The sequence below is a fragment of the Photorhabdus machadonis genome (genome assembly GCF_052657765.1).
The window spans coordinates 3,980,109-4,005,432 of sequence record NZ_CP199761.1; the positions used below are offsets into that span (position 1 = coordinate 3,980,109).

The window sequence follows — 25,324 nt, forward strand, 5'->3', positions numbered from 1 at the left end:
CTGATATCAATAGCCTTATCTGTATATAAGAGGCTTAATTAACGCCAGAAGATTATTCATCTTCCAGATATGTGTAGCCATAAAGACCACTTTCAAATTCCAGTAAAAATTGCTCTTGCAAGCCGGCATCCAGATCAGCGCCTTTTACCTGGTCACGGAAACGAGCCATTAGTACGTTAGGGTCCAGTTTTACATATTGCAGCATATCAGCGACTGAATCCCCTTCTTCACTTTGGTTATAAGTCACTTCGCCATTATCAAATACATAAACATCAATAGCCGCGGTATCCCCAAACAGATTATGCATATTGCCAAGAATTTCCTGATATGCCCCCACCATAAAGAAACCAATCATTGGCGGGCAATCAGGATCATAAGCGGGCATAGGCATAGTCGTTGCTACACCATCACCATCCACATAATGATCAATGATGCCATCGGAGTCACAGGTGATATCTAACAACACAGCTCGGCGTTCCAACGGCTTATCCAACCCCTCAATCGGTAAAACCGGGAACAACTGGTCGATACCCCATGCATCAGGCATAGACTGGAACAGAGAGAAATTCACATATAATTTGTCTGCCATACGCTCTTGCAGCTCATCAATAATTGGCCGGTGAGCACGGTTGCTTGGATCAAGATCCTGCTGAATACGTCGACAGATATTCAGATACAGCTCTTCCGCCCAAGCCCGCTCAGTCAAATCCAGCATGCCATGTGCATATTGTGTATGAACATCATGCAGATCAAGTTGGCTGTCATGCAACGATTCACGTAAAGAACGTCTATTCCCTTCAGAGTGCATCTCCTGCCAAGTTTCCCACAGGCTGGCGATCGGGCGGGAAGCATCCTCTGCCGGTGGCGTCGTCTGCGTAAATTCATTACATTCAACCCCGATCACATTGGATACCAACACAGTATGGTGAGCCGTCAGGGCGCGACCAGATTCGGTGATAACAGTCGGGTGTGGTAAACCATGCTCATCACAGGCATCACCAATACCCCAAATGACATTGTTGGCGTATTCATTCAATCCATAATTCACAGAACAATCAGATTGAGAACGGGTCCCTTCATAATCGACACCCAACCCACCACCAACGTCAAAGCACTCAATATTGACACCAAGTTTATGTAACTCGACATAAAAACGGGCTGATTCACGAACACCTGTTGCGATATCACGAATATTCGCCAACTGTGAACCAAGGTGAAAATGCAGTAATTGCAAGCTATCAAGCCGGCCTGCTTCACGCAGGATCTCAACTAATTGCAGTACCTGAGTTGCAGCCAGCCCAAACTTCGATTTTTCACCACCACTGGCTTGCCATTTACCCGAGCCCTGTGATGCCAAACGTGCACGAACGCCCAAGCGAGGGATCACATTCAGCCGTTCAGCCTCTTCCAATACCTGGGCGATTTCAGACATTTTTTCGATCACCAGATAAACCTTGTGACCGAGCTTTTCACCTATCAGCGCCAGACGAATATATTCGCGATCTTTATATCCATTACATACGATGACAGTACGAGTCATACCCGCATGCGCTAACACCGCCATGAGTTCCGCTTTGGAACCTGCTTCAAGCCCCAAAGGCTCACCGGAACTGGCCAGTGATTCAATGACACGGCGTTGTTGGTTAACTTTAATGGGATAAACTAAAAAGTAGTCACCTTTATAACCATATGACTCTCTGGCGCGTTTAAATGCTGCGTTGATTGAACGCAAACGATGTTGCAGGATTTGAGGAAAACAAAATAACGCCGGTAAGCGCAAATGCTCCTGCTCCTGCTGAACTCTTTTCACCAATCCCGCAAGATCAATTCTTGCCCCTGGCAAATCAGGGTTTGGACAAACACTGACATTGCCGAGATCATTGACGTAGTAGTAACTCCCTCCCCAATATGCAATATTATAAGTCTGTTGCATTTTACGAGCGATATTATCATTCATGGCAGTCTCCTTAATGGAGTTAGAGTTTCGCCTTCGCCTGTCATTAATAAATAACTCAAAACACCATCATTTTGCGGGTTGAGAAATATCAGGGAACAGCATGCTCTTAAGGTTGTAAAAAGCGTTTAGTTACTACTAAACAATGACAAAATTACCGAGTGACAATACGCCTGTGCGACATATCCGGCCTATTTGTTGGCAACAGATAACATCGAATTAAAGACATATTGAAAAGAAAGGAAAAAGACGCGGATATATCCGACGACAAGTGTGGCTGTTGGCCATTAGCAATCAGCAGATAATGGTTCATTACCCCATTCACCCCCACACATGACTCATACCAAGGAGCCATTTTCTCAATTGAGAAACAGAAGCTATTCGTATAGCTCTCTGCGAATCTGTAGTACAAAGAATCCAACTACGGCCGCTGTTTATACTCGCAATTAAACAAAATTGCAAAATGAAATTGAACAAAACACACATATAAACAAAGAAATTATTTGTCAGCAGATGAAAATTACTCTTTGAACTAAAAAAATCTGGAACACGGATAAGAATTACCCTAGAATAGCCGTCTAGATGTTAATCCATCCGTTTCCAAACTGAAATTATATTTTTAAGGTAACGTTATATAATGACCACATACCTTTTCACTTCTGAATCTGTTTCCGAAGGGCATCCTGATAAAATCGCAGACCAAATTTCTGATGCTGTTCTTGACGCTATTTTGGAACAAGATCCAAAAGCCCGCGTTGCATGCGAAACCTATGTTAAAACCGGCATGGTTATGGTTGGTGGTGAAATCACTACCAGCGCTTGGGTTGATATTGAAGAAATTACGCGGCAAACAGTTCGAGAGATTGGTTATGTTAATTCTGAGATGGGTTTTGATGCAAACTCATGTGCAGTATTAAGTGCGATTGGTAAACAGTCACCGGATATTAATCAAGGTGTTGACCGCGAAGATCCACTACAACAAGGTGCTGGTGACCAAGGGCTAATGTTTGGTTATGCAACCAACGAAACTGATGTACTGATGCCTGCACCTATCACCTATGCACATCGTCTGGTTCAGCGTCAGGCCGAAGTCCGGAAAAATGGTGTACTGCCGTGGCTACGTCCCGATGCTAAAAGCCAGGTAACTTTCCAATACAATAACAACAAAATTGTCGGTGTTGACGCAGTTGTACTTTCAACACAGCATTCTGAAACGATTAATCAGAAAGATCTGCAAGAAGCTGTCATGGAAGAGATCATCAAGCCGGTTCTGCCTGCTGAGTGGTTAACTCCAACAACCAAATATTTCATCAACCCAACTGGCCGTTTCGTCATTGGTGGCCCAATGGGTGATTGTGGCCTGACTGGCCGTAAAATTATCGTAGATACTTACGGTGGCATGGCTCGTCACGGTGGTGGGGCATTCTCCGGTAAAGATCCATCTAAAGTTGACCGTTCAGCGGCTTATGCTGCACGTTATGTGGCAAAAAATATTGTTGCCGCAGGCTTGGCTGATCGCTGTGAAATTCAAGTTTCTTACGCTATCGGCGTTGCAGAACCCACTTCTATTATGGTGGAAACGTTTGGTACGGAAACAGTTTCAACAGCAACCCTGACTCTGCTGGTGCGTGAATTCTTCGACCTGCGTCCTCATGGTTTGATTCAGATGCTGGATCTGTTACATCCAATCTACCGTGACACTGCTGCCTACGGCCATTTTGGTCGCCCACAATTCCCGTGGGAAGCAACAGATAAAGCAGAAATCCTGCGTGACGCTGCTGGCCTGAAACAATCAGCGGTCAATATGTAAAAGCAAAAAGCCCGGTTTAGATAACTGAACCAGGCTTTTCTTAACATTAGCGGGTTATTGAAGAAATCCTGAAATGACTATTTTTATCTGGCTTATTTAAGGATTTCTAATAAAATTCGATCACTCTCGTCTTATTCAATTTTCAACATATGCCATCAGCCAGAATTCCAGTTGCCTTACAACAAACTGTTATACATACTTTGCGGCAAAAACTGCAACAGGCAAACTTATATCTCAATCGTGATTTTCCAGAACCGACGATAAATTACCACCAGCGTGGTACCTCCGCAGGCAGTGCATATATAAAAGATTGGCAAATCCGCCTTAATCCGGTGCTATTGATTGAAAACCAACAGGCTTTTATTGATGAAGTTGTCCCTCACGAACTCGCTCACCTATTGGTTTACCGCTATTTTGGAAAAGTGCCTCCACATGGAAAACAATGGCGTTGGATGATGGAAGAAGTATTAGGCTCTCCTGCTAGCCGAACACATAAGTTTGAAGTCAATTCAGTACGCAGTAAAACGTTTACTTATTACTGTCGCTGCCAACAACATGAGCTGACTCTGCGACGCCATAATAAAATATTACGGGAAGAGAGCCATTATATTTGTAAGAAATGTGGAGAGAAGCTTATTGCCAAATCAATCGTTTCTTTTAATTCTAATTTATAAAAAAATGGGATTAAATTATTTTACTATCCAAATAAGTATTCTTTGCATTTTAACCGCACTAAAAAAGTAAAAAGCAGTAATTAAGGATTTTTTAAAGCGGGTAAAAGATCCGATGTTCTGCTGGCATAGAAAGGAAAAGGAAAAGGAAAAGGAAAAGGAAAAGGAAAAGGAAAAGGAAAAATGGGTTTTAAATTGACTAATAATGCGGGAAAATGACAATATTAATCCAATACTAAAACCATATTAAAATATTTAACAGGATTAATCGCATTAAACACATTATCAGCGAAAAATCACGAAAACATTTAAAAGCATTAAAGATTATTAAAGAAATTGGCGTTATTTTTGACATCATTAACACATCTGTTACTCTTTGGTTTTAAACCTAAAAAAATCAAATACAGAAAACGAGAAAACTTAACTATCAGTTTGACGAAAATGGGGAAACCAAATAGCAAGCTGAAAACGAAAAAACCATTAAATTGCCAGTAAAACAGCATTAGTAAAGATAAAAAGTGGGTATGATTAGCATTAGTTAAACGTAAAACACGATGGCTAATGATGATTAAACTTAATAAAAAGCAGGTATTAAAAGCGGTAAAAACAACGGTGAAAATGTTATACCGATTAAAACTATAAATTAAAACAATAGTTTTTAATAACAGTTTAAAACCTGCTCTGGTTTTATGGGTATTTCCATTAAGGGCCTTGGAATGTGATATTTATGACCGCACCTTTAATCGGCAAGCACCGGTCGAACAACCACAATTAACCAAGTGTCCCTCCAGGGCAACAGGTATTCCCTGTATATTGAACACGTTGGAACCTTCCGCAATCGCACCGGTTTGTTTACAGGCGGGACAAAATACCGGATCGCCTTTACAGGCAACCGACGATTGTTGGTTTACTAAACCAGAGCCCTTTAAAACATCGCCTCCGGTTGTGGTGGTATCACCTTTAAGGATAATTTTTTTTCCTTCTACGACACTTCGCATGATTTACTCCGTTGTATTTTCCGCTTCTCGTATTAAATGCCAGATCGTTGTGCCTGACTCCGCCCCTTGAACATCAAAAGCCATCGCGCCCTGCGCAAAGAAATACTGCTTGTTAGGGATGCTGTCGGTTCGCCAGAATCCGCTAACTAGCGCAGGGTTGCCGCCTCTCAGCGGAGTCACATGCAAAGGTCCACGGTCATAACGGGCATACCAGGCCAGTGTGGAAATATCATCAAAATGACCGGCACCATAGAAGTGCAGAGAATGGCCTTCACGAGGGATCACTCGTATTGAGCGTATTAGCTGGTTAATGGCAAAATAACTCTCCGGCACGCTGCCCGGCAGCGGTGTCAAGTCTGGGTATTTGCCTGCGCGGATTATCAGGCCATCGCAGTAAGAGCTAATCACCACATCTGTGTAGCGGGCCAGCATTGTGCGTATCCAATGTTCCCCACCCAATCGTCCTACAAAGCGTTTGGACAGCAGGGTGATCCAGTTAATACCGCGGATGGCATGTTCATACTGTAATACCGCAGTATGAACCGCCGAGTTCACTTGCAAGGAAGGGTAACGTTGCGCTAACTGATACTCCAAGGGAAAGTAGTCATGGTAATCTCTGGGCAGGACCAGGGAGTAGCCACAGTCTCCACTGTCGGGTTCGAGCTGTTCACACAGAAAGTCCAGCCAGGCCATAAAACGAACCATGCCTTCTTGCTCTTTCAGATAATCCCAGGGCAGTGTCAGACTCAGGTAAGAGCTACTATCGTCACCATCATCCTCATCGGAATCCAGGTAACGCATCAGATAGCGAGGGGCTTCATAGAGATTTTTTGCATCACTGACTACCCAACTAGAAGGCTGGTTTTTTTTCCGATTAAGAATACCTTCTTCGACTTTGGCAATATTTTCCGGTGAATATTTTTTTAATCCCCTCAGTGAATGACGATGAAAACGCAGGTGGGTACCAAACTCTTCGCGAAAACGGCGATAGCAGGCCAGAATGCGTTGCTTTTTCTCTTGAGTGTAGCCCTGTTTAAAAAACAGGGTTATCGAGAGACCCAGACGGGAAACAGTCAGTCCATCTCTATTGGTAAAAGTAAAACCGACCCGTTGTGATTTCAACTGGGAAAAGTAATCCAAAGTTTCCATATTCTCTCCGTTCATGATGAGACAGTGGATAATCCGTTATTCCCACATATTTTTTCCTTCCCGTATCAGGTGCCAGATCGTTGTGCCCGACTCCACGCCCTGAATATCAAAAGCCATCGCGCCCTGCGCAAAGAAATACTGCTTGTCAGGGATGCTGTCGGTTCGCCAGAATCCACTGACTAGCGCAGGATTGCCGCCTCTCAGCGGGGTCACATGCAGAGGTCCACGGTCATAACGGGCATACCAGGCTTGTGTGGAAATATCATCAAAATGACCCGCGCCATAGAAGTGCAGGGAATCACCTTCTCCCGGCACAAAACGTATCGGACGTATTAGCTGATTAATGGCGAAATAACTCTCCGGGACACTGCCCGGCAGGGGCGTCAAGTCCGGGTATTTACCAGCCCGGATCATCAGACCATCGTGGTAAGGACTCATCACCACATCCGTGTAGCGGGCCAACATGGTGCGTATCCAGAATTCCCCGCCCAATTGTCCTACAAAGCGTTTGGACAGCAGGGTAATCCAGTTGATGCTTCGTATCGAGTGGGCATAATCATCCAGTGTGGTATGAACTGTAGAGTTGACTTGCAGGGTCGGGTAGCGTAGGGCCAGTTGATACTCTAAAGGAAAATAGTCATGGTAATCTCTGGGCAGGACCAGACAATAACCACAGTCTCCCCAGTCGGGCTCAAGTTGTTCACACAGAAAGTCCAGCCAGGCCATAAATTTGGTCATGCCCTCTTGTTCTTTCAGATAATCCCAGGGCAGCACCAGACTCAGGTAGGAGCTACTATCATCACCATCAATTTCTCGGGAGTCCAGGTAATGCATCAGATAGCGGGGAGCTTCATAGATATTTTTAGCGTCACTGATATCCCAGGTAGAAAGCTGGTTTTTTTTCTGATTCAGAATACCCTCTTCGACTTTGGCAATATTTTCTGGGGAATATTTTTTTAATCCCTTCAGTGAATGACGATGAAAACGCAGGTGGGTACCAAATTCTTCGCGAAAACGGCGATAGCAGGCCAGAATGCGTTGTTTTTTCTCCTGGGTGTAGCCCTGTTTAAAAAACAGGGTAATTGAGAGACCCAGGCGAGAAACGGTTAGCCCATCGCCATTGATAAAAAGAAAAGAGGTCAGTTGGGATTTCAACTGGGCAAAGTAATCCAAAGTTTCCATATTCTCTCCGTTCATGATGAGACAGTGGATAATCCGTTATTCCCACATATTTTTTCCTTCCCGTATCAGGTGCCAGATCGTTGTGCCCGACTCCACGCCCTGAATATCAAAAGCCATCGCGCCCTGCGCAAAGAAATACTGCTTGTCAGGGATACTGTCGGTTCGCCAGAATCCACTGACTAGCGCAGGATTGCCGCCTCTCAGCGGGGTCACATACAGAGGTCCACGGTCATAACGGGCATACCAGGCTTGTGTGGAAATATCATCAAAATGACCCGCGCCATAGAAGTGCAGGGAATCACCTTCTCCCGGCACAAAACGTATCGGACGTATTAGCTGATTAATGGCGAAATAACTCTCCGGGACACTGCCCGGCAGCGGTGTCAAGTCCGGGTATTTACCAGCCCGGATCATCAGACCATCGTGGTAAGGACTCATCACCACATCCGTGTAGCGGGCCAGCATTGTGCGTATCCAGTGTTCCCCACCCAGTCGTCCTACAAAGCGTTTGGACAGCAGGGTAATCCAATTAATGCTCCGGATGGCATGGGCATAATCTCTCAGTGTTGTATGAACAGTAGAGTTGACTTGCAAGGAAGGATAACGTTGCGCCAGTTGGTATTCTAAAGGGAAATAATCATGATAATCTCTAGGTAAGACCAGACAGTAACCACAGTCTCCCCAGTCAGGTTCGAGTTGTTCACACAGAAAGTCCATCCATGTCATAAAGTGAGCCATACCGTCTTGTTCTTTCAGATAATCCCATGGCAATACCAGACTCAGGTAGGAGCTACTATTATCACCGCTTATTTCCCGGGAATCCATGTAACGCATCAGATAGCGAGGGGCTTCATAGAGATTTTTTGCATCACTGACGACCCAACTAGAAGGCTGGTTTTTTTGTTGGCTAAGTATGCTCTCTTCGATTTTGACAATATTTTCCGGTGAATATTTTTTTAGCCCTTTCAGTTCATGACGGTGAAAACGCAGGTGGGTGCCAAATTCTTCGCGAAAACGGCGATAGCAGGCCAGAATGCGTTGCTTTTTCTCTTGAGTGTAGCCCTGTTTAAAAAACAGGGTAATTGAGAGACCCAGGCGGGAAACAGTCTGTCCATCGCCATTGATAAAAAGAAAAGAGGTCAGTTGGGATTTCAACTGGGCAAAGTAATCCAAAGTTTCCATATTCTCTCCGTTCATGATGAGACAGTGGATAATCCGTTATTCCCACATATTTTTTCCTTCCCGTATCAGGTGCCAGATCGTTGTGCCCGACTCCACGCCCTGAATATCAAAAGCCATCGCGCCCTGCGCAAAGAAATACTGCTTGTCAGGGATGCTGTCGGTTCGCCAGAATCCACTGACTAGCGCAGGATTGCCGCCTCTCAGCGGGGTCACATGCAAAGGTCCACGGTCATAACGGGCATACCAGGCCAGTGTGGAAATATCATCAAAATGACCCGCGCCATAGAAGTGCAGAGAATGGCCTTCACGAGGGATCACTCGTATTGAGCGTATTAGCTGGTTAATGGCAAAATAACTCTCCGGGACGCTGCCCGGCAGCGGTGTCAAGTCTGGGTATTTGCCTGCGCGGATTATCAGGCCATCGCGGTAAGAGCTAATCACCACATCTGTGTAGCGGGCCAACATGGTGCGTATCCAGTGCTCCCCACCCAATCGTCCTACAAAACGTTTGGACAGCAGGGTGATCCAGTTTATGCTCCGGATAGAATGACCATACTGTAATTTGGCGGTATGCACTGCCGAGTTCACTTGCAAGGAGGGATAGCGTTGCGCTAACTGGTACTCCAGGGGGAAATAGTCATGGTAATCTCTTGGCATGACCAGACAGTAACCACAGTCCCCACTGTCCGGTTCGAGCTGGTCACACAGAAAATCCAGCCATGCTATAAATTTGGTCATGCCCTCTTGTTCTTTCAGATAATCCCAGGGCAGCACCAGACTCAGGTAGGAGCTACCATCGTCACCATCAGCTTCATCGGAATCCAGATAATACATCAGATAGCGGGGAGCTTCATAGAGATTTTTAGCGTCACTAACATCCCAACTAGAGGGCTGGTTTTTTTTCTGATTAAGAATACCTTCTTCCACTTTAGCAATATTTTCCGGTGAATATTTTTTTAACCCCTTTAGTTCATGAGTATGAAAACGCAGGTGAGTGCCAAATTCTTCGCGAAAACGGCGATAGCAGGCCAAAATGCGTTGTTTTTTCTCCTGGGTGTAGCCCTGTTTAAAAAACAGGGTAATTGAGAGACCCAGGCGGGAAACAGTCAGTCCATCGCCATTGATAAAAAGAAAAGAGGTCAGTTGGGATTTCAACTGGGCAAAGTAATCATTAGTATCCATAATTTTCTCCGTTCATTATGAGGCGGTGGCAAATGTCACACTTGCCAACATTGCCAGGATGGCGGCTAATGCCGCAGCGCTTACCGCAGCAGCAGCGATTAAAATTTCTCCCAGTTCAATCAGCGCGGCAGCGACGGCAAGGGTGACGAGGATAACAACGGCAACTTCGGCAATAATCACAACCACTTCCAGCATTCCGTCACCCACCTCTTTTAATATTTGCATCCAGCTCATGTTTTTTAGATCTTCCAGGGTGATATCTGAACCCTGTTGCACGGTTTGCCACCGGGCTTTTATCTCACGCTCAGTCCAGGTCACGATTTTTCCCGTTTGTTCATTAACCCAGGAAAAAACGTAGCTGACCTGATGGCTTATCGGGTCAATAATTTCTTCACACACCCACTTGCCGGCTTGATTGAACCAGGTACCAAACTGGGCAAGGAGCTCCCGGGTACTGTCGCGGACATAACTCAACCCATTTTCGGCCAGACCAGCCACTTCCTGTCCGAGGATAACCCAGTCTTCATAGCTGGGTAAGAAAGACCAACGGGAAGTGCTGAGAAGCGGCGGATTTTTTGTCAGGGGTTGCGGGATCGTACCCGGCACGCCCTCTTCGGGAGGTACGGGTAAAGCTTCATCATCAGGAGGTGAACCGGGCGGCAGTGGGGCCAGTGGTATAGGATTTTTATAGTATTGGGAACCGGGTTGGTAATGCTTTCGCCACGCTTCATCGTACTGCTTTTGCTCCTCGGTGCGGTTATCCATGACACGCATCACGCCAAAGCGCTTTTCTGTCGCAATTTGAATATAATCAAGCTCTTGCCCTTTACTGAGGGAATCACCCGGAAATTTCACCTCAATCAACATTTTCAGATTATCAGTGTGCACAGAGCCATCGAAGTAGGTGGCATTTCTGCCCGGCCAGCGGAGAGCGTCCTCTTTAACCAGAATAATATCGGGGCGGCGAATACGCTTAACACCAAATTCCTCCGCATCGGCGGCAGAAGGCCGGGCAAACGGGTTACTGGATTGCGGTAGATTATCACCATAACGCTGCTTAGAGACTTGACTGGTTGCCAGCATGGGCAGAGGAACATCCTGCTTTCCTCTGATAGCAAACCACCACTTCCGCTTTATAGGACCATAAAAAGTCATGTTTAAGCTCTTCAACCTTAATCAACCCACTCATAATGATTTGATTAAGAAAGCGGATCGCCCCCTGTTTAGTCACAATCATCGCAGGCAGACGCAGGGCATATTCAGCTTTTTCCGCCAAATAGCAGGGGTCTTCATCGGCCGGAAAGACCCCGATTTCCATCGTACAGTTAATTGAGGTGACGGCCGGGCACATCTTGCCGCTGTTGGATATTGTCATACTTATTTCTCCGTAAATTCCATAACATACTCTACCGGCGTATTACCGCTGGCTCGGTATAAGGTTTTCTTCGATGGGGGCAGGTAAAGACTAATCCATCCATATTTGAAACCTTATATAATGATTGAACCCTAATCCTGAAACGGCGTCATGACGATAGAGGCCATTAAACGAATAATCACGTTCTGTTCTTTTAAATAGCGCCGTGCAGCGCTTCTTCATATTACCAAGCCAGTGTTTCAATTTTGTGGCTCTGAATACGTGGCATTTGTAGAGAACAATAAACAACGTCCAGCTGAGTAGCGTGGAAATAAATAATAGAGAATTTCGTCCTCTGAGTTTTATGACTATAAAATCACGTTTTGTATCATATGAACATAATGAAAATGTGATACAAATCACAAAAACAACCAATTAATCGCTATCTGTCATATGTAACTAATAAAAAGCTCCGTACATCTTCACCTAATGCAGGGGAAATCTAAAACCTCAAAATCGCCAGGATATTAATCAGGTGTATGTGGGCTGGCGATATATGCTTTAAGTGTTTCTATTCTAATTCTCTGACCGTATTGACGTAAGCTGTGTAGTGATTATTAACACTTTGTTTAGTTCTTCACAATAGATGATTTCTGTAATTTCAGTATTTAGGCTGACTGGCTCAATAACAGAAAAAGCCGTATTCATTACTTCCTCACTGGATAATCAATAGCGATTCTTTGTTAATTACCCAATGAAAAAAATAGACAACCAATTACAAAAGACAATTATTCATTCTATTTTGGAAGAAACATTTAGCAATATTATCTCTCACATCATCACCCGTTGCCGCTAATACTGTTAGCTCCACCAGTTCCGGCGCTCTTTGAACAATAACACCATTTTTTTCAGAAAGAATAGAGCTGTTGTTAAAGCAGTACGCTTATTTCCATCAGCGAAAATATGACCTCTGGCAATGGCGACAAGATAATAGCTAGCTATCTCAAACAAGTCGGTCAACGCTTCATATTCACACAATGCTTGAATACGATACAAAACAGCATCAACTCGACCAATATCCACAACACCATGCAGGCCACCGTATCGATCAATTAACTCTTTTCTGATATAACAAATCTCACCAAGAGAAATATGGAAAATCATCGGTCGCTCAATTCCCTAAGCTCAGCATCAAATTCGTCAAATATTGCCGTTACGTCCTGCTTTAATTTATTGGCTGCAAACTCACGATATTCAGCCTCCGAAATGAGTACCGCCTTACCAAATGACTTATGGCGAATGATCACTGGCTCACCGCCAACCGCGGTTTTGTGAACATCGGACAGTTTTGCCCTAGCATCCGTGAAGTTGATAATTTTCATAGAATCACCTGTACAGTTGAAATGTACACACTATAGCAAAGAAAAAATAAACTGAATTCACTCAATGTAGACACGGCAATGACCATGAACGGGAAATTCAATAGCATACTCAACAACAACTTATTTCTGTTGTTTCAACAATATGGTTGTTCTTTAAGTATGCTATTTACTCTTACAACAACTTTTTTACTTATAGCAAATTAATCAGGCAAATTTCCCTTTTCCCATCGTGGTATCTGTCCACGCCGTCGTAATGGCGGCTTTCGCTTTACTGTCCAAGCTTTCAATAAAACCATTATCACCCACTGTCGGGGAAAAACCACTCATGGCCTGAATCAAGGAATCAACCGCATTGTCTGAAAGAGCAGTAAATTCACGCTCTCCTATTCCGTCCTTACGCCCCATCTGAGTCACTACTTTGGCACGATTGCCATTAAAGTAATTATTAAAACTGACGGAACCCACTGACTCAAATATGCCCTGCTCAGTTCCATCCTGAGTATGACGATTCACTGACAACACCAAATCATATCCGCTGCGCTGGAACCACAAGTTTTGCCAGTCAACATCGTTAAAGGCAATCATATCTTCTGCGCTGATATCATTAACCTGACTCTCTATCACCTTACTACTGACCACAAAGCTGTCTACACCCGCCCCGCCCTGGAAGCTGTTCTGATATCCCCCCAGAACCAGTAGATCTTGACCATCACCGCCATCAAACCGGCTGAATTTCGAAATGGCGGCGGCTATCAGGTGGTCATCACCGTCTCCGCCATTAATCACCGCATGGTAGCCCATCAGCTTAATCACATCGTTACCTGTGTTGCCATCCATGCGGTTGTCATTACCAAACACTCTGGCAAAGTCATTACCTTCAGCCAATTCAACCCGGTTGTTATTGCCGATGGTCACGACATAATCCTGATCTTCCCCGGTATCCACCCGGTTGTAGTTGCCGGAAGTCACAACGTAGTCCCGGCCTTTACCTGCGTCAATAAAGCCACCTTCGCCAAAGACAAATATCTGGTCATGCCCCTCACCCATAAAAACATGGTTCATGCGTCCAGCCACCACTGCGGTGTTATCACCATCACCACCAAACATCCAGTTTTCACCTCCTATCAGAACACCCAGATCATTACCTTCACCGCCCGTAAAGATGTTGGATGTGCCAATTGAGTAATAAACGTCATCACCACGGCCCCCCCAGAAGTTGTTGTTGTCTCCCAGATAAGCACCGAGATCTTTACCGTCACCGCCCCAGTTGAAGTTATAGTTTCCCAGTGATACATGGATATCGCTATCCCCTTGTAAGTGACCACTATTACGCAGGAAATCAAACGTTTTCTGCTCCATATTAAGCAGATCCGCAGTCAGATTCTCTTTCAGATGAGTGACTAACGATTTCATCTCTTCTTGCTTGTGTTTGCTGAATATCGTCGCAAATAGGTTAGGCAGGTTTAGTGAATTAAAACCAAATGCACGTTCTGATTGGTCATCAACCTGTATCTTCCCTCCGTTAATGACAACCGGCGATCTTTTTTCCTGATGTTCATCAGGCGCTTTTTCTTTCAGCCCATGACTCACAAAAAAGGATTCCACACTGTCCGCATTCATATTGGCATGTTGTTTTAAACCATGACTTAATTTATCCGGATCAGTGAAGACCCGTAATTGATCACCACTAAACTTCCCAATAACTTCCAGCATTTCCTGCAACATCGCCTTGCCATCCACGGGTTCGCCGGTGCGGGAAATAATCCGCCCCTCCACGGTGTAATCCACACCAAAGATATCCGCTAAGGTGGTATCCGCATTGACATTCGCTAATCGGCCAAGCAATTTGTTCCTAAGCTGACGCGGTAAATCCCGGGGATTATAGGTAAATGTTGTCCGCGCCATACCCGTTGTCGAGTATTGCTGCGTCATTAAACCAAACAGTGAGCCTAGGTTGGTATCCAGAATCGATTGTATATGGTCACCGAACATAAAGTTCCAACTCCCGGTGGTGACCTGAATATCCGCCCCCTGACCACCGACCGCAAAATTGAAGGCCAGTTTTTCATTGGCTTGACGAAATTTATCTGCACGGCTCATTTTGCCCGTATCAATATTGTTGCCGTTGCCACTTAACCATTGGTTGTATTGCTTGTTCAGTGCAGCTTCCGCGTCACTTTTTAAGCCACGGCTGCTGCGTTCATGTTGCGAATCTAAATCAACCAACGTTTTGTAGTCCACACTGCTGGTTTGGTCCAAGCCAGACATATCGCGCACAAATTTCTTCGCGCCAGACTGCGTCCATTGCCGATTCTGTGCCGCCAACCAATTCCGCTCTTCACCAGAATGAGCGATGGCTTTCAGTACACCGGTAATACGAACAGCCCCATCAAATGGATTAACCAACGGTGGCGTTGGGATTGATTTGTCCATCATCACTATCAGGTCATTACTGCGGCCCTGGTTGAAGCTGACATTGCGGTTACCAATAAACATCTGCACCCCTTCAAACGCTTGATAACCACCAATATTGACGCTGTGCTTACTGTTACCCTCACCGATGTGAACCATCACATTGTTGTCACCAAAGGCCAGTGATTTAAAACCACCGGTCCCGATTTTGACACCCACGTTTGATGTTCCCCAATTGATCGCGGTCAATTCACCGTTACCCACGTTCACCTGAATGTTTCCGGAGTAAGTCAGCGGTTTATTCGATTGATGGTTTGAGCTGACTTCAATCCTGTTTTTTCTCTTCCCCGGTGCGGTGAAAATATTAACGTTATCCGCAATTATCCCTCTGCTCACGGCATCAGCTTCTGTGTACCCCACCCTGGCGAGGTTGATATCACTCTCTGCAATGCCACGACGCACTTTTTCTGTGCTGGTCGCCAGTTCACCCTGTTCATTCCAGCGCAATACCCGTTTGTTATCGTCCAGTTTGTTAACCCACTGATTATTTTTATCGCGGGTAAATTTACGGCCGGTTGTATCAACCGCAACTTCGCTGCGACGCGCTGAAACCTCACTGTGAATACCTTGTTTATTTAAAGCAGTGATAAAACGATAGGCAAAACCATCCCGTTTATCATCACTAATCAGTGAGCACCCTACGATACTGATACGTTCAGGTTTACCCGCCTGGCGAAAGTTCTGTTTGAACAGCTTCATTTTTATCGCCAGTTCATCGGCACTGTAGCCACTCAGACGTGTGTTATTTTGAGCTGATTCTTCCCGTCCATGACCGACAATCTGCCAACGTAATTTGCCTGATAATCTGTCAGGATCACCATAAACAACATGATATTTACCACCGGAATCAAGTTTAACGACGACGCTGGACCTCGGGTGTTTCCCCGCCAGATGGGTCGCGGCTTTCGCGACAACCGGGTCATTTTCCATCTGAATAATGATATGACCATCAAAGCGGGTCCCACGGGCTTCACTCTTTTGCGCAAGGTTCTTTACCACATCACGATGTTTATTTTGAGCGCCAGAGAGAGTCGATATTATCCTGTCTGCATATTGACTCATCAAAGCACGGCTTTCTTCATGACCATAGAAAGTTTGTTCACCCAATACGTGATAACCGGAAGAAGTCAGCCTCGCACGTAACTTTTCCCCCTCATGGCCCAACTCTTGGTTGTCAGTCAACAACATGATTGGCGTATTGATCGGCAAACCTTTAAGGTTTTTTTCTACTGAAAATTGTCCATTCATCGCTTTTGCCAATGCCCCTGTGATGCCACCAGGGTTTGGTATTTCATGCGCAGTTATGGCTTCGTCCACATTCGGCATCGGCCTGTCGAGTAACAAACCGGATACTGTCTGATTATTTTGTGCCGCATAGCGGGCAAGATCAGCCGCAACCGGCCCACCGATGGCATAACCATGAATGATGATGTTATCCGGATCAATTCCGCGATCTTTCACCAAATACCGGAACATCGTCCGGGCATCTTGATAGAACCCGTTCTCACTTGGCCCGCCATCACTGCCACCATAGCCACGCATATTGATGGCAAGCATATCAATACCTTGCTTTTGATAATGACGTTGGATAGCACTGGCTTGTTCCTCAGCGGATAAACCTGAACCATGAATAAAAAGCACCACTTTTTTCGCTACCGTTGTTGAAGGGCTACCAAGGTTTACGTCACCCAGATGATAATATCCGGTTAAACGCCCCTGCCCACCTTTTAGGGTGATTTTGCTGGATTTGCCATTATCAACAACCTCGTTTAAGTCCGCCTGCGTCTCATCACTGATATGACGGCGATCTTCTTTAAGACCATAAAGTTCGTCGTTAAAGAATCGCGTCAGCGGATTTAAAGATTCATTATCGCGCGGTGGAGTATCGTCATTCTTGATTACCACTGACTCTGAAACGTTATTTTTTTTGCCAGATAGCGCTTGTAACGTTTCCACAGGAGAACCCCCCTGTTTTTTCTCCAAATCATATTGCCGATAAAGGTGCTGAGTTTTCTCAAAAGCACTATTTAATGCCTGACTTATCCATAGCTTCCCTTTATCTCCGGCGATATCCATCAGGTCCATATAACTGGCTGTGTAGTTTTGCAGTACCTGCCTGCGTTCATCACCCGTCGCCTGTAACGCTTTGTAAATGACCAAACTTTCATTAACTGAATGACCGCCATCAAACACCAGGAACACCAAGGTATTCAGATATCCCTGATCTACCGGGAAAGTGGGATCTCGACTGGCGATATATTTATTGAGGTGAACCATGATATTGGTCGAACCAGAGGCCCCTGTCACGACGGAATGTCCTTGCGCCAGCGCGTTACGTTCAAGCGCAGTTTCATGTCCGGGCGTCAGAATTCTGCCTGCTGCTACTTTCCTGCCAGACAGAAAGTCTTCATACCGATCACCCGATGGCTGGTAAGGCAACGCAATACCGTAATCATTGGTTTGCTGCTCCGTTATCTTCACTTTGTATGTTACATCAGCCCATTTAGCTACCTGACTGCTGGTCGAACGGGCCTTGTAGATTGCTTCCCGATAGAAAATATCCCCTTCCGCTTTCCATTGAGATGAACTCAACCCCATGCCATTCACGTTCGACATTTTTACCGCCAGAAACGGTATTTTGATCATTTCAAAGCCGTTATCCACCTTGGTCATCATGGCTTTAAAGTTATCAAAGGTCGGCTGCTGCAGGAATGTAGTCAATTCAGGTACCCGGCTGAACCAGGGGCGAATATCCTTCTTAATGGTATTGGCAAAGGCTTGCATTCTGATGGCTATATCACGCGCGGGTGCAACAGAGGTGTTCTGCATCCATTGTTCAAACTCCTGCACCAAGAATTGACCTGTCCGCCTGGCGGCCGCTATCGCATCCGGTGACACGGTTTTCACCAACGCATGGGCCAATTCTGAATCAAAGCGGCGGCCAAATAAGTTATCAATATATTGGGTGGTTGCCTTTTTTCTGCGGGCATCCATCTGTAATGAAAGCACCAAAGCATGTAACTCAGGGTATGCCTGTAACTGGGGGACGGCGTCATTAAATAATCTGATGGTTTTTTTGGATGTCACCTGCCCAGTGAGCCAGAGTTCCCTGGCCCGTTCAACCAAAGGCGTAGTGCCCGGGATATCTGCCTCTTCCAATCGGCTCATGAACGCAATGAGGCTTTCACTTTCGGTTCTGGGCGCTTCCCGTTCAGCCATTGAGTTCGTTCGGATCAACGGTGTAATTTGCCATTCAATAAGACGATCAATATCGTCTTGTGTTACACCGCCTTTCAGGCCCACAACGCGTCCGATTCCATCAAGTATTATCTGTGGATTAAGTTGTTCAGCATGTTGAGGTGCCACCGTAATCCCAAGGATCCCAACGGATTCGGCCCTCTGCGCTTGCAAGTGCTCAATCATCCGGCCCATCTTAAAGCGGACTAAGCCCACTTGACTGCTATGCAGGGCAAATTCCGCAGGGTTATGCTGTTGCCAATGCGAAAGTGCCTGTTCAAACTGCAACACACGTTCTTCATCAAAATGAGGCATCATTTTTTTGTTGAAAATCTCACGTACAGCGATCAGCGCCTTACTAAACTGATTTTTCCAGCCTAATGTTTCCACTCCGGGATTGATAAACAGCTTGTTTCCTTCTTTCAATAAATTAAATTTTAGCTTGTCAAAAATAACGGAATTATGCTGCTTGCCTTGCGGATCATTCCCTAACGGTTGCAAATCAACGCCTGAAGTTTGCAGGGATCTTCTGACAAACTCATCTGGGCTGTTTAAGGTTGGTGCCATCATGTTGCCAGATTGTGCTTTGGCAAACGTTGATGTATCCAAAATGCCGGTATGTGTTGCGCGAACACCGGCATTTATCTGTAGACGATTAATCGCTTGTTTAGCACCAGCCAGCGCCTGTAGCTCTTCTCCGGTCAATCCCTTGTAGAATTTGCCTTTAGCTGCCGGCATAGATTCGGGATCTATATGGCTATCGGTTTCCCCTACCCCTGCTGATTCGTAGGCTTTGCCAGATAAACCACTACCACCAGCCCCAGCGCGATCAAGTCTGGAATCGCTCTGTTTAGCGCCTTTAGCATCGGCTTGTACCTGAACAACTTTACTTTCAGCCGTAGCCGTATCGCGCTCACCCCGATTTTTCGCGTTCTGATATGCAATATTAGCGTCATTTCCAGCTTTTTCGGCCCGCTGTTGCTGCGATAACGCCTCTTCTTTTCTTAATTCGGCTTTTTTCTTGGCGTTCGTAATATCTTGTTTCGCATTGGCACGATACTGTTCACTTTTTGCTACACCTGTTTCTGACTTCGCAACCGATTTCTCTATTTGTTTTTGGTTATCCGTAAGATACTGCTGGACAGTGGCTAATCTTCTCTGTGCAATAAATTGGGTGTAATTCAACTCATACTGAACACTGTCCAAATATCCGGTAGCAAATTGATTGCGCCACGGGTCACCTGATTCACCGTTGTCATTCGCATAATCACCAAGCGTCTCCAGCTCCTGAGCCATGGAAATCAGTTTGTCAGTCTCCAACTGTGCTTCTGCTTTTATCGCATCACGCTGCGTCAGCCCACTTCGGTTAAGCACTTCCTGATCCGTTAAGGCCAATTGGGATTGCGATTTCGCAATAGCGGCCAGTTGCTTATCTTTTTCCTGCTCCAGCAGTTGGCGATCTTTTTCGGCTTTTTCTTTATCGTTTAATGCATTTTGCGCCGCTTTATCCTGTTTCGCCTGTTCGGTAACGGCATTGGTTTGTTGTGAGTGCTTAAATTTCGCAACGACATTGTCTAAGATATAACCTAATCCATCATCCTGGCCTGTCCCCTTAAATTCAATTCGGTTAGTACCCGTTTTTGCCATTAAGTCGAGTTTTTGGGTATGCCATATAGCTCGCTCCCCAGAAGCTGAGAATACAGACTCACCATTCCATAGCACCGTTATTCCATTGTCACTAAGATCACGGTGCGTTATATTTGAACGATTCGCAAAATCAAAACTCAGTGAAATCACTTCGCCTTCAAACAAATTTTGCAATTCCTGCGAAATAATGGTGTTTTTATCAACATCAAGCTCACTGACTCGTTCACCATAACCGGCATTATCATGACCATAAGCACTCGCTGAACCGTATGCCTCAATACCATTGGTTGACTGCCAACCTAAATCACCTTGCTCAAAGTTACCATTGACGATCAGGTTTTCATTCTGGCTTGGCACCGATCTTGTCTTTCGATTCAACGCGCTTTCTATTGAATCAATATCAGGCTTTTCAACCGCAGTGACAGAACCCCCGAGACGACAGCTTAAATCTGAATCTATCGGTGCAATTTCATCCATCTGAAAACCGTCAATAGCAGAAACTTCCACTAAGTTAATTGCGCCTCTGCCTTTATGTGTCCCAGACGTGTTGGCTTCATCACCCTGAACCAGATAGTTGATCGCCTGACTGCCGCCCACACCTAATGCAGTCTGTTTGATATTCTCAAAGAGGGAAGAGAGTTTGTTGCTTTCTGCAACAGAAAAACTGTAAAAATCACCGTGACCAATCTTAATCGCCACGTTATTGCGGGCATAACAGGCGTTGATGCCCAGACCATCACCAATATGAAGATTAGCGTTGCCTTTGCCTTTCATGACCGCCACATTAAGACCATTGCCGACTTTGGTGTTAGCGTTATATTCACCCCACACCACGTTAACTGAAACACCGTCACCCACTTTGGTATTCATATTCAAGTCGCCATGCGTCGCGGTCACACTTAAACCCTTCCCCACCGTGGTCGTAACATTGGCTTCACCTTTCGCGGCAGTCACCTGTATGCCATTACCCACTTTGGTGACGATATTGCCTTTACTCCACAACGCATTAAAGCTGTCACCGTTGCCAACCTGAGTCACTATGTTTGCATCGGCTTTAGCCAGCACCACATTACGTCCATCGCCAACCCGGGTGATAATGTTAGCTTTGCCCCAAGCTCCCGTGTAGTCATCACCGTTACCGATATGAGTGATAATATTGGCATCACCCTGAACGACCGTGACTTCCTGCTGATCCCCCACTTTAGCAATGATGTTCGCTTTACCTTTCGCCAAGTTGTAACGATCGCCATCACCCACCTGAGTCAGGACATTAGCATCACCCCAAACGGCGTTCACCCCCGTGCCGTTCCCCACTTTAGTGATGATATTGGCTTTACCTTTGGCAAAACCTACGGTTGTACCATCGCCAATATGTGTCATGACATTACCCACATCGGAAATCAGCAGACCAACTGTTGTACCTTCTCCCACCTTTGTCAGAATATTGCCTTTGCCAAACAGGACAGCCGCGGTTGTCGAGTCGCCGACATGCGTGATGACGTTAGCTTTCGCCGCCGCAACAACCCCCATAAAATCATCACCCACTTTGGTGACAATATTGGCCTCACCCAGCGCTAAGACACCGGTTAAACCCTTGCCGGCATGAGTCATGATATTGGCCCGGCCAAACATTGCCGCCAGCGTTGTCCCCTCACCGACTTTAGTCATAACATTCAGCTGACCGGCAAACAAGCCAATACTGGTGCCATCACCCACATGCGAATAGATATTGGCTTTCCCCACCATCAAGGCAGCCGTCAGATCATCACCAACCTTTGTCAACACATTGGCCCCGCCAATCATGGCAGCAAAGGTATTGCCATCACCCACATGGGTAAAAATATTCGCCTTGCCAATCATTGCCGACAGCGTGATGCCGTTACCCACTTTGGTCGCGATATTGCCTTTTGCCAACATCAAGGCAACACTCATGCCATCACCAATATGGGTAAACACGTTACCGGCAGCTATCATCAGTGCTAATGCGTTGCCATCACCCACCTTAGTAAAGATGTTTGCGATGCCCCCCATCAGCGCCCACGCATCACTGTTGCCAACATGAGTAAAAATATTCCCCGCACCAAGCATCGCCGCAATCGCAATGCCATCCCCAACTTTAGTGAAGATGTTGCCAGCGGCACCCATGACACCCAATGTCTGATCGTTACCAATATGGGTAAATACGTTCCCCATCCCAAACATAGTGCCGATCGTATTGCCGTCGCCTACTTTAGTCAGGATATTGGCCCCCCCCAGCATGACCCCGATCGTGTTGCCGCCACCAATGTGAGTCAGTACGTTTGCCCCACCGCTCATTATTGCCCGTGTATTACCGGGCCCTTTTTTGGTGAGGATATTGGCTCCGCCCAGAGCGATAGCCGTGGTGTCTGATGTTTCAGTTTCATCACTGAGATGCGTGATAATGTTGGCACCACCGAGCATACCGGCAACCAGACCACCGGTACCGAGTTTAGTCAGCACATTAGCGCCACCCAAAAGTACTGAAGAGATATCCCCTTTGCCGGCTTGGGTGATGACGTTAAAACCGCCCGCCCCCGACCAGTCCGCACTGCCATCCCCTATTTGAGTATGGGTGTTGTAACCCCCCAGCATCAGTACCCGGCTGTTACCATGGCCTTTGTGAATTGAGATATTGCCATAAGCCAGCAGATGAGCCAGATATTGCCCATCACCGACCCGCACGAGAACATTTGCCGCGCCACCGACGTAAGCATCCATTTCTCCCCACTGGCTTTGGTGAACCAGGACGTTCGCTAAACCTGCCCCACGAAATGTCAGATCGCCCTCTTCACCGCTTTTCACGATGACATTGGCGGTGCCAGCACCTTCAAAATACGTATTACCGAATTTTGATCTGTGCAAAATGACGTTCGCAACCCCTGCGCCTTTAAAATTAACATTGCCATAAGTGACATTGGATTTAATAACGTTTCCTCCACCCGCACCGCTAAAATAAATATCGCCGGAGCTATCACCACTGGTTATTAATGATTGGGTAACATCTTGCTCAGAATAACCGTCAAGACGAGCCAAATGATCAGGAGTACTGTGATCAATATTTAAATCATAGTGAAGCTGACTTAATGTATAACCCGCTCCGATTGATTTGTAGCCATGAGGATAGGAAAATATTTCATTCGCTAAACGATCAGTATAGTCACCCTTTTTATACCAAGATCTTGCAATATATTTCAGTTGCCCTGTTTCATAATCATTTTCCAGCTTGACCTCAACCACTTTGGTATAAGGCTGCAAAAAAGCCGCATACACATATGTATTCGGCAGGCTGTTTGATTTAACTGCGGATATATCAATTTTCGAACCATCCGAAAAGATTGCATACCCTCCCATTTTGGCATCACCCAACGTGACATTTTCTGCTTTAACGTTCGTACCGCCAGCATAAGTTACCCACTTATTTGTTAATAACGCCTCCTCAACGCCATGTATCGTGGTTGTTTGTCGATAGAGAAGGTTAATACTGGAAAGACTAATAGCCTCTTCTTTTTCAATCGGAAAAAATCTATTGCTTACTGAGATATTTTCCGTAGCCAAATTCTTAAGATGATGACCTTCCTTATACCAGGCAGTAGCATAATAATGGAGTTTCCCGGTATCTGGATTATTCTGGAGCTGCACGGCAATAATGTTAGTATTAACATCATCGGCAAATGCAAACAGATAAGTGTCAGGCTCGATAGTGGATTTAATCGCGTTAACTTGCTGAGGTTGCTGAATCCAATGCCCCTCCATTGTTGCCGATGCCATGATAATATCTTTAGCTTGAGCAAACTCTATTTCATTTTCCACCCGCACCCGGGTAATTTCGTTATAAGCTCCTGCACCAGAGAAATGAATATTGCTATGGGCAATATCGGAATAGAGTTTGTTATAACCCCCGACACCTTCAAAAAGGATATCACCGTGAGTCTGTTCATACACATCTTCACTTTGGCGTATACGCTCAATGCGGTTTGATGCCCCTGCGCCACGTAAGATAATGTTACCTTCTCTACCTTTCCGCACAATATGATTATCCGCGCCAGCACCATGAAAAGTAATATCACCACTCTCTATCCGGGAGCTGATGTTGTTTGCCGCGCCCGCGCCATTAAATGTCACATCACCCTGAGTCCCCTGATAACGGTTAAACCAGGTACGATCAATATCATTGGCTGCTCCTGCTCCGATAAAATACACATTGCCTTGGTCAGTTTCATGCCATAACTCATTATATCCACTCGCCCCTTTAAAACGGGTGTCACCTGATAAGCCTCTACGAACCAGTTTGTTATAGCCGGCAGCCCCCGAATAAGACAAATCCCCCGTTTCACCCGTATGATCAATGAAAGCAATACCGGCTGCACCCGCAAATGACAAACCACCATTTCCCGTTTTACAAATACCTGCGTAACCCGAAGCGCCTTTTACCGAAAGTTCACCATCCGTATGGTATACATCGACTTTAAATGAACCAACAGTAATATTGTCATCCCCGCCATAAGCATAAACGTCACCACCAACACCAATAGCAGTAATATTATTACCATCATTATCGTCGTAATACTTTCCAGTAAAGAAATACTCAGTACTTCTATTTGATGATTTCCCCATAAGTCATCCTTTGATTTATCGTTGAGGTTAAGTAGAAAACCACCACATCTAATAGATAGAGCGGTTATTTTTAATATTCAAGTTATTACAAGATAGTGAGAAATTTATGAATTTTTAACAGAAAAAATTAAACAAAGAGAAAAAACCACTATTAAAATTAACATTAGAGATTGTTTTAACGAATTTATTAGACATACTTTTTCCCAAAAGTAATTTATTAATAAAGTGCGTATAACAAGGAAAACACTAAGTTCAAAAAAGTTATAAACTGATGCATCTATACCCGTTATCTTTCAAGTTGCCTCTTTGTTGGCTGCGCTCACTCACCCCGGTCACATCGTTATCTATGCTCTCGGGGATTCGCTCCCTTGCCGCCGCGATGCATCTTGAAATCCATAGGGTATATAAACACTTTCAAATAAATCCATCGAATAAAATAAAGAAAAACCAAAAAGATATTTAGCGCAGA

General features: G+C 45.4%; 13 protein-coding genes. 2 read left to right on the forward strand and 11 right to left on the reverse strand.

Annotated elements, in window-relative coordinates; all coding sequences use genetic code 11:
- Window positions 1-52: 52 nt before the first annotated feature.
- On the reverse strand, window positions 53-1,957 hold the full coding sequence (gene speA / locus ACUN2T_RS18990; RefSeq protein ID WP_445494550.1) for a biosynthetic arginine decarboxylase: 1,905 nt from the start codon (window positions 1,955-1,957) through the stop codon (window positions 53-55).
- A 634-nt stretch (window positions 1,958-2,591) separates the two neighbouring features.
- On the opposite strand from speA, the gene metK reads away from it, so the two are divergent.
- Entirely contained in the window at window positions 2,592-3,764 is a 1,173-nt protein-coding gene (gene metK / locus ACUN2T_RS18995; RefSeq protein WP_445494551.1) for a methionine adenosyltransferase, read from the forward strand.
- 149 nt (window positions 3,765-3,913) lie between these two features.
- Window positions 3,914-4,438: a SprT family zinc-dependent metalloprotease gene (locus ACUN2T_RS19000; RefSeq protein ID WP_445494552.1), complete on the forward strand. Its 525-nt coding sequence runs from the start codon at window positions 3,914-3,916 to the stop codon at window positions 4,436-4,438.
- Window positions 4,439-5,160: 722 nt separating this feature from the next.
- On the opposite strand, the gene ACUN2T_RS19005 is transcribed toward ACUN2T_RS19000, so the two are convergent.
- The 10 genes from ACUN2T_RS19005 to rtxA form a co-directional block, all read right to left on the reverse strand.
- On the reverse strand, window positions 5,161-5,433 hold the full coding sequence (locus ACUN2T_RS19005) for a PAAR domain-containing protein (protein WP_445494553.1): 273 nt from the start codon (window positions 5,431-5,433) through the stop codon (window positions 5,161-5,163).
- Window positions 5,434-5,436: 3 nt separating this feature from the next.
- Complete coding sequence (locus tag ACUN2T_RS19010) at window positions 5,437-6,582, reverse strand: DUF3396 domain-containing protein (protein ID WP_445494554.1); 1,146 nt, start codon at window positions 6,580-6,582, stop codon at window positions 5,437-5,439.
- A 36-nt stretch (window positions 6,583-6,618) separates the two neighbouring features.
- Window positions 6,619-7,764: a DUF3396 domain-containing protein gene (locus tag ACUN2T_RS19015; protein ID WP_445494555.1), complete on the reverse strand. Its 1,146-nt coding sequence runs from the start codon at window positions 7,762-7,764 to the stop codon at window positions 6,619-6,621.
- A 36-nt stretch (window positions 7,765-7,800) separates the two neighbouring features.
- The gene (locus tag ACUN2T_RS19020; RefSeq protein ID WP_445494556.1) at window positions 7,801-8,946 is read right to left on the reverse strand and encodes a DUF3396 domain-containing protein; all 1,146 of its coding nucleotides are present in this window, start codon (window positions 8,944-8,946) and stop codon (window positions 7,801-7,803) included.
- Between the two features lie 36 nt (window positions 8,947-8,982).
- On the reverse strand, window positions 8,983-10,128 hold the full coding sequence (locus tag ACUN2T_RS19025; protein WP_445494557.1) for a DUF3396 domain-containing protein: 1,146 nt from the start codon (window positions 10,126-10,128) through the stop codon (window positions 8,983-8,985).
- A 15-nt stretch (window positions 10,129-10,143) separates the two neighbouring features.
- Complete coding sequence (locus tag ACUN2T_RS19030; RefSeq protein WP_445494559.1) at window positions 10,144-11,211, reverse strand: VRR-NUC domain-containing protein; 1,068 nt, start codon at window positions 11,209-11,211, stop codon at window positions 10,144-10,146.
- Complete coding sequence (locus ACUN2T_RS19035) at window positions 11,186-11,503, reverse strand: hypothetical protein (protein WP_445494560.1); 318 nt, start codon at window positions 11,501-11,503, stop codon at window positions 11,186-11,188. The genes ACUN2T_RS19030 and ACUN2T_RS19035 overlap by 26 nt, the downstream gene beginning before the upstream one ends.
- Window positions 11,504-12,343: 840 nt before the next feature.
- On the reverse strand, window positions 12,344-12,646 hold the full coding sequence (locus ACUN2T_RS19040; protein WP_445494561.1) for a type II toxin-antitoxin system death-on-curing family toxin: 303 nt from the start codon (window positions 12,644-12,646) through the stop codon (window positions 12,344-12,346).
- Entirely contained in the window at window positions 12,643-12,864 is a 222-nt protein-coding gene (locus tag ACUN2T_RS19045) for a type II toxin-antitoxin system Phd/YefM family antitoxin (RefSeq protein WP_023044700.1), read from the reverse strand. The genes ACUN2T_RS19040 and ACUN2T_RS19045 overlap by 4 nt, the downstream gene beginning before the upstream one ends.
- A 204-nt stretch (window positions 12,865-13,068) precedes the next feature.
- Window positions 13,069-24,855, reverse strand: coding sequence for an MARTX multifunctional-autoprocessing repeats-in-toxin holotoxin RtxA (gene rtxA, locus ACUN2T_RS19050; RefSeq protein WP_445494562.1), 11,787 nt, complete (start codon window positions 24,853-24,855; stop codon window positions 13,069-13,071).
- Between the last annotated feature and the right edge of the window lie 469 nt (window positions 24,856-25,324).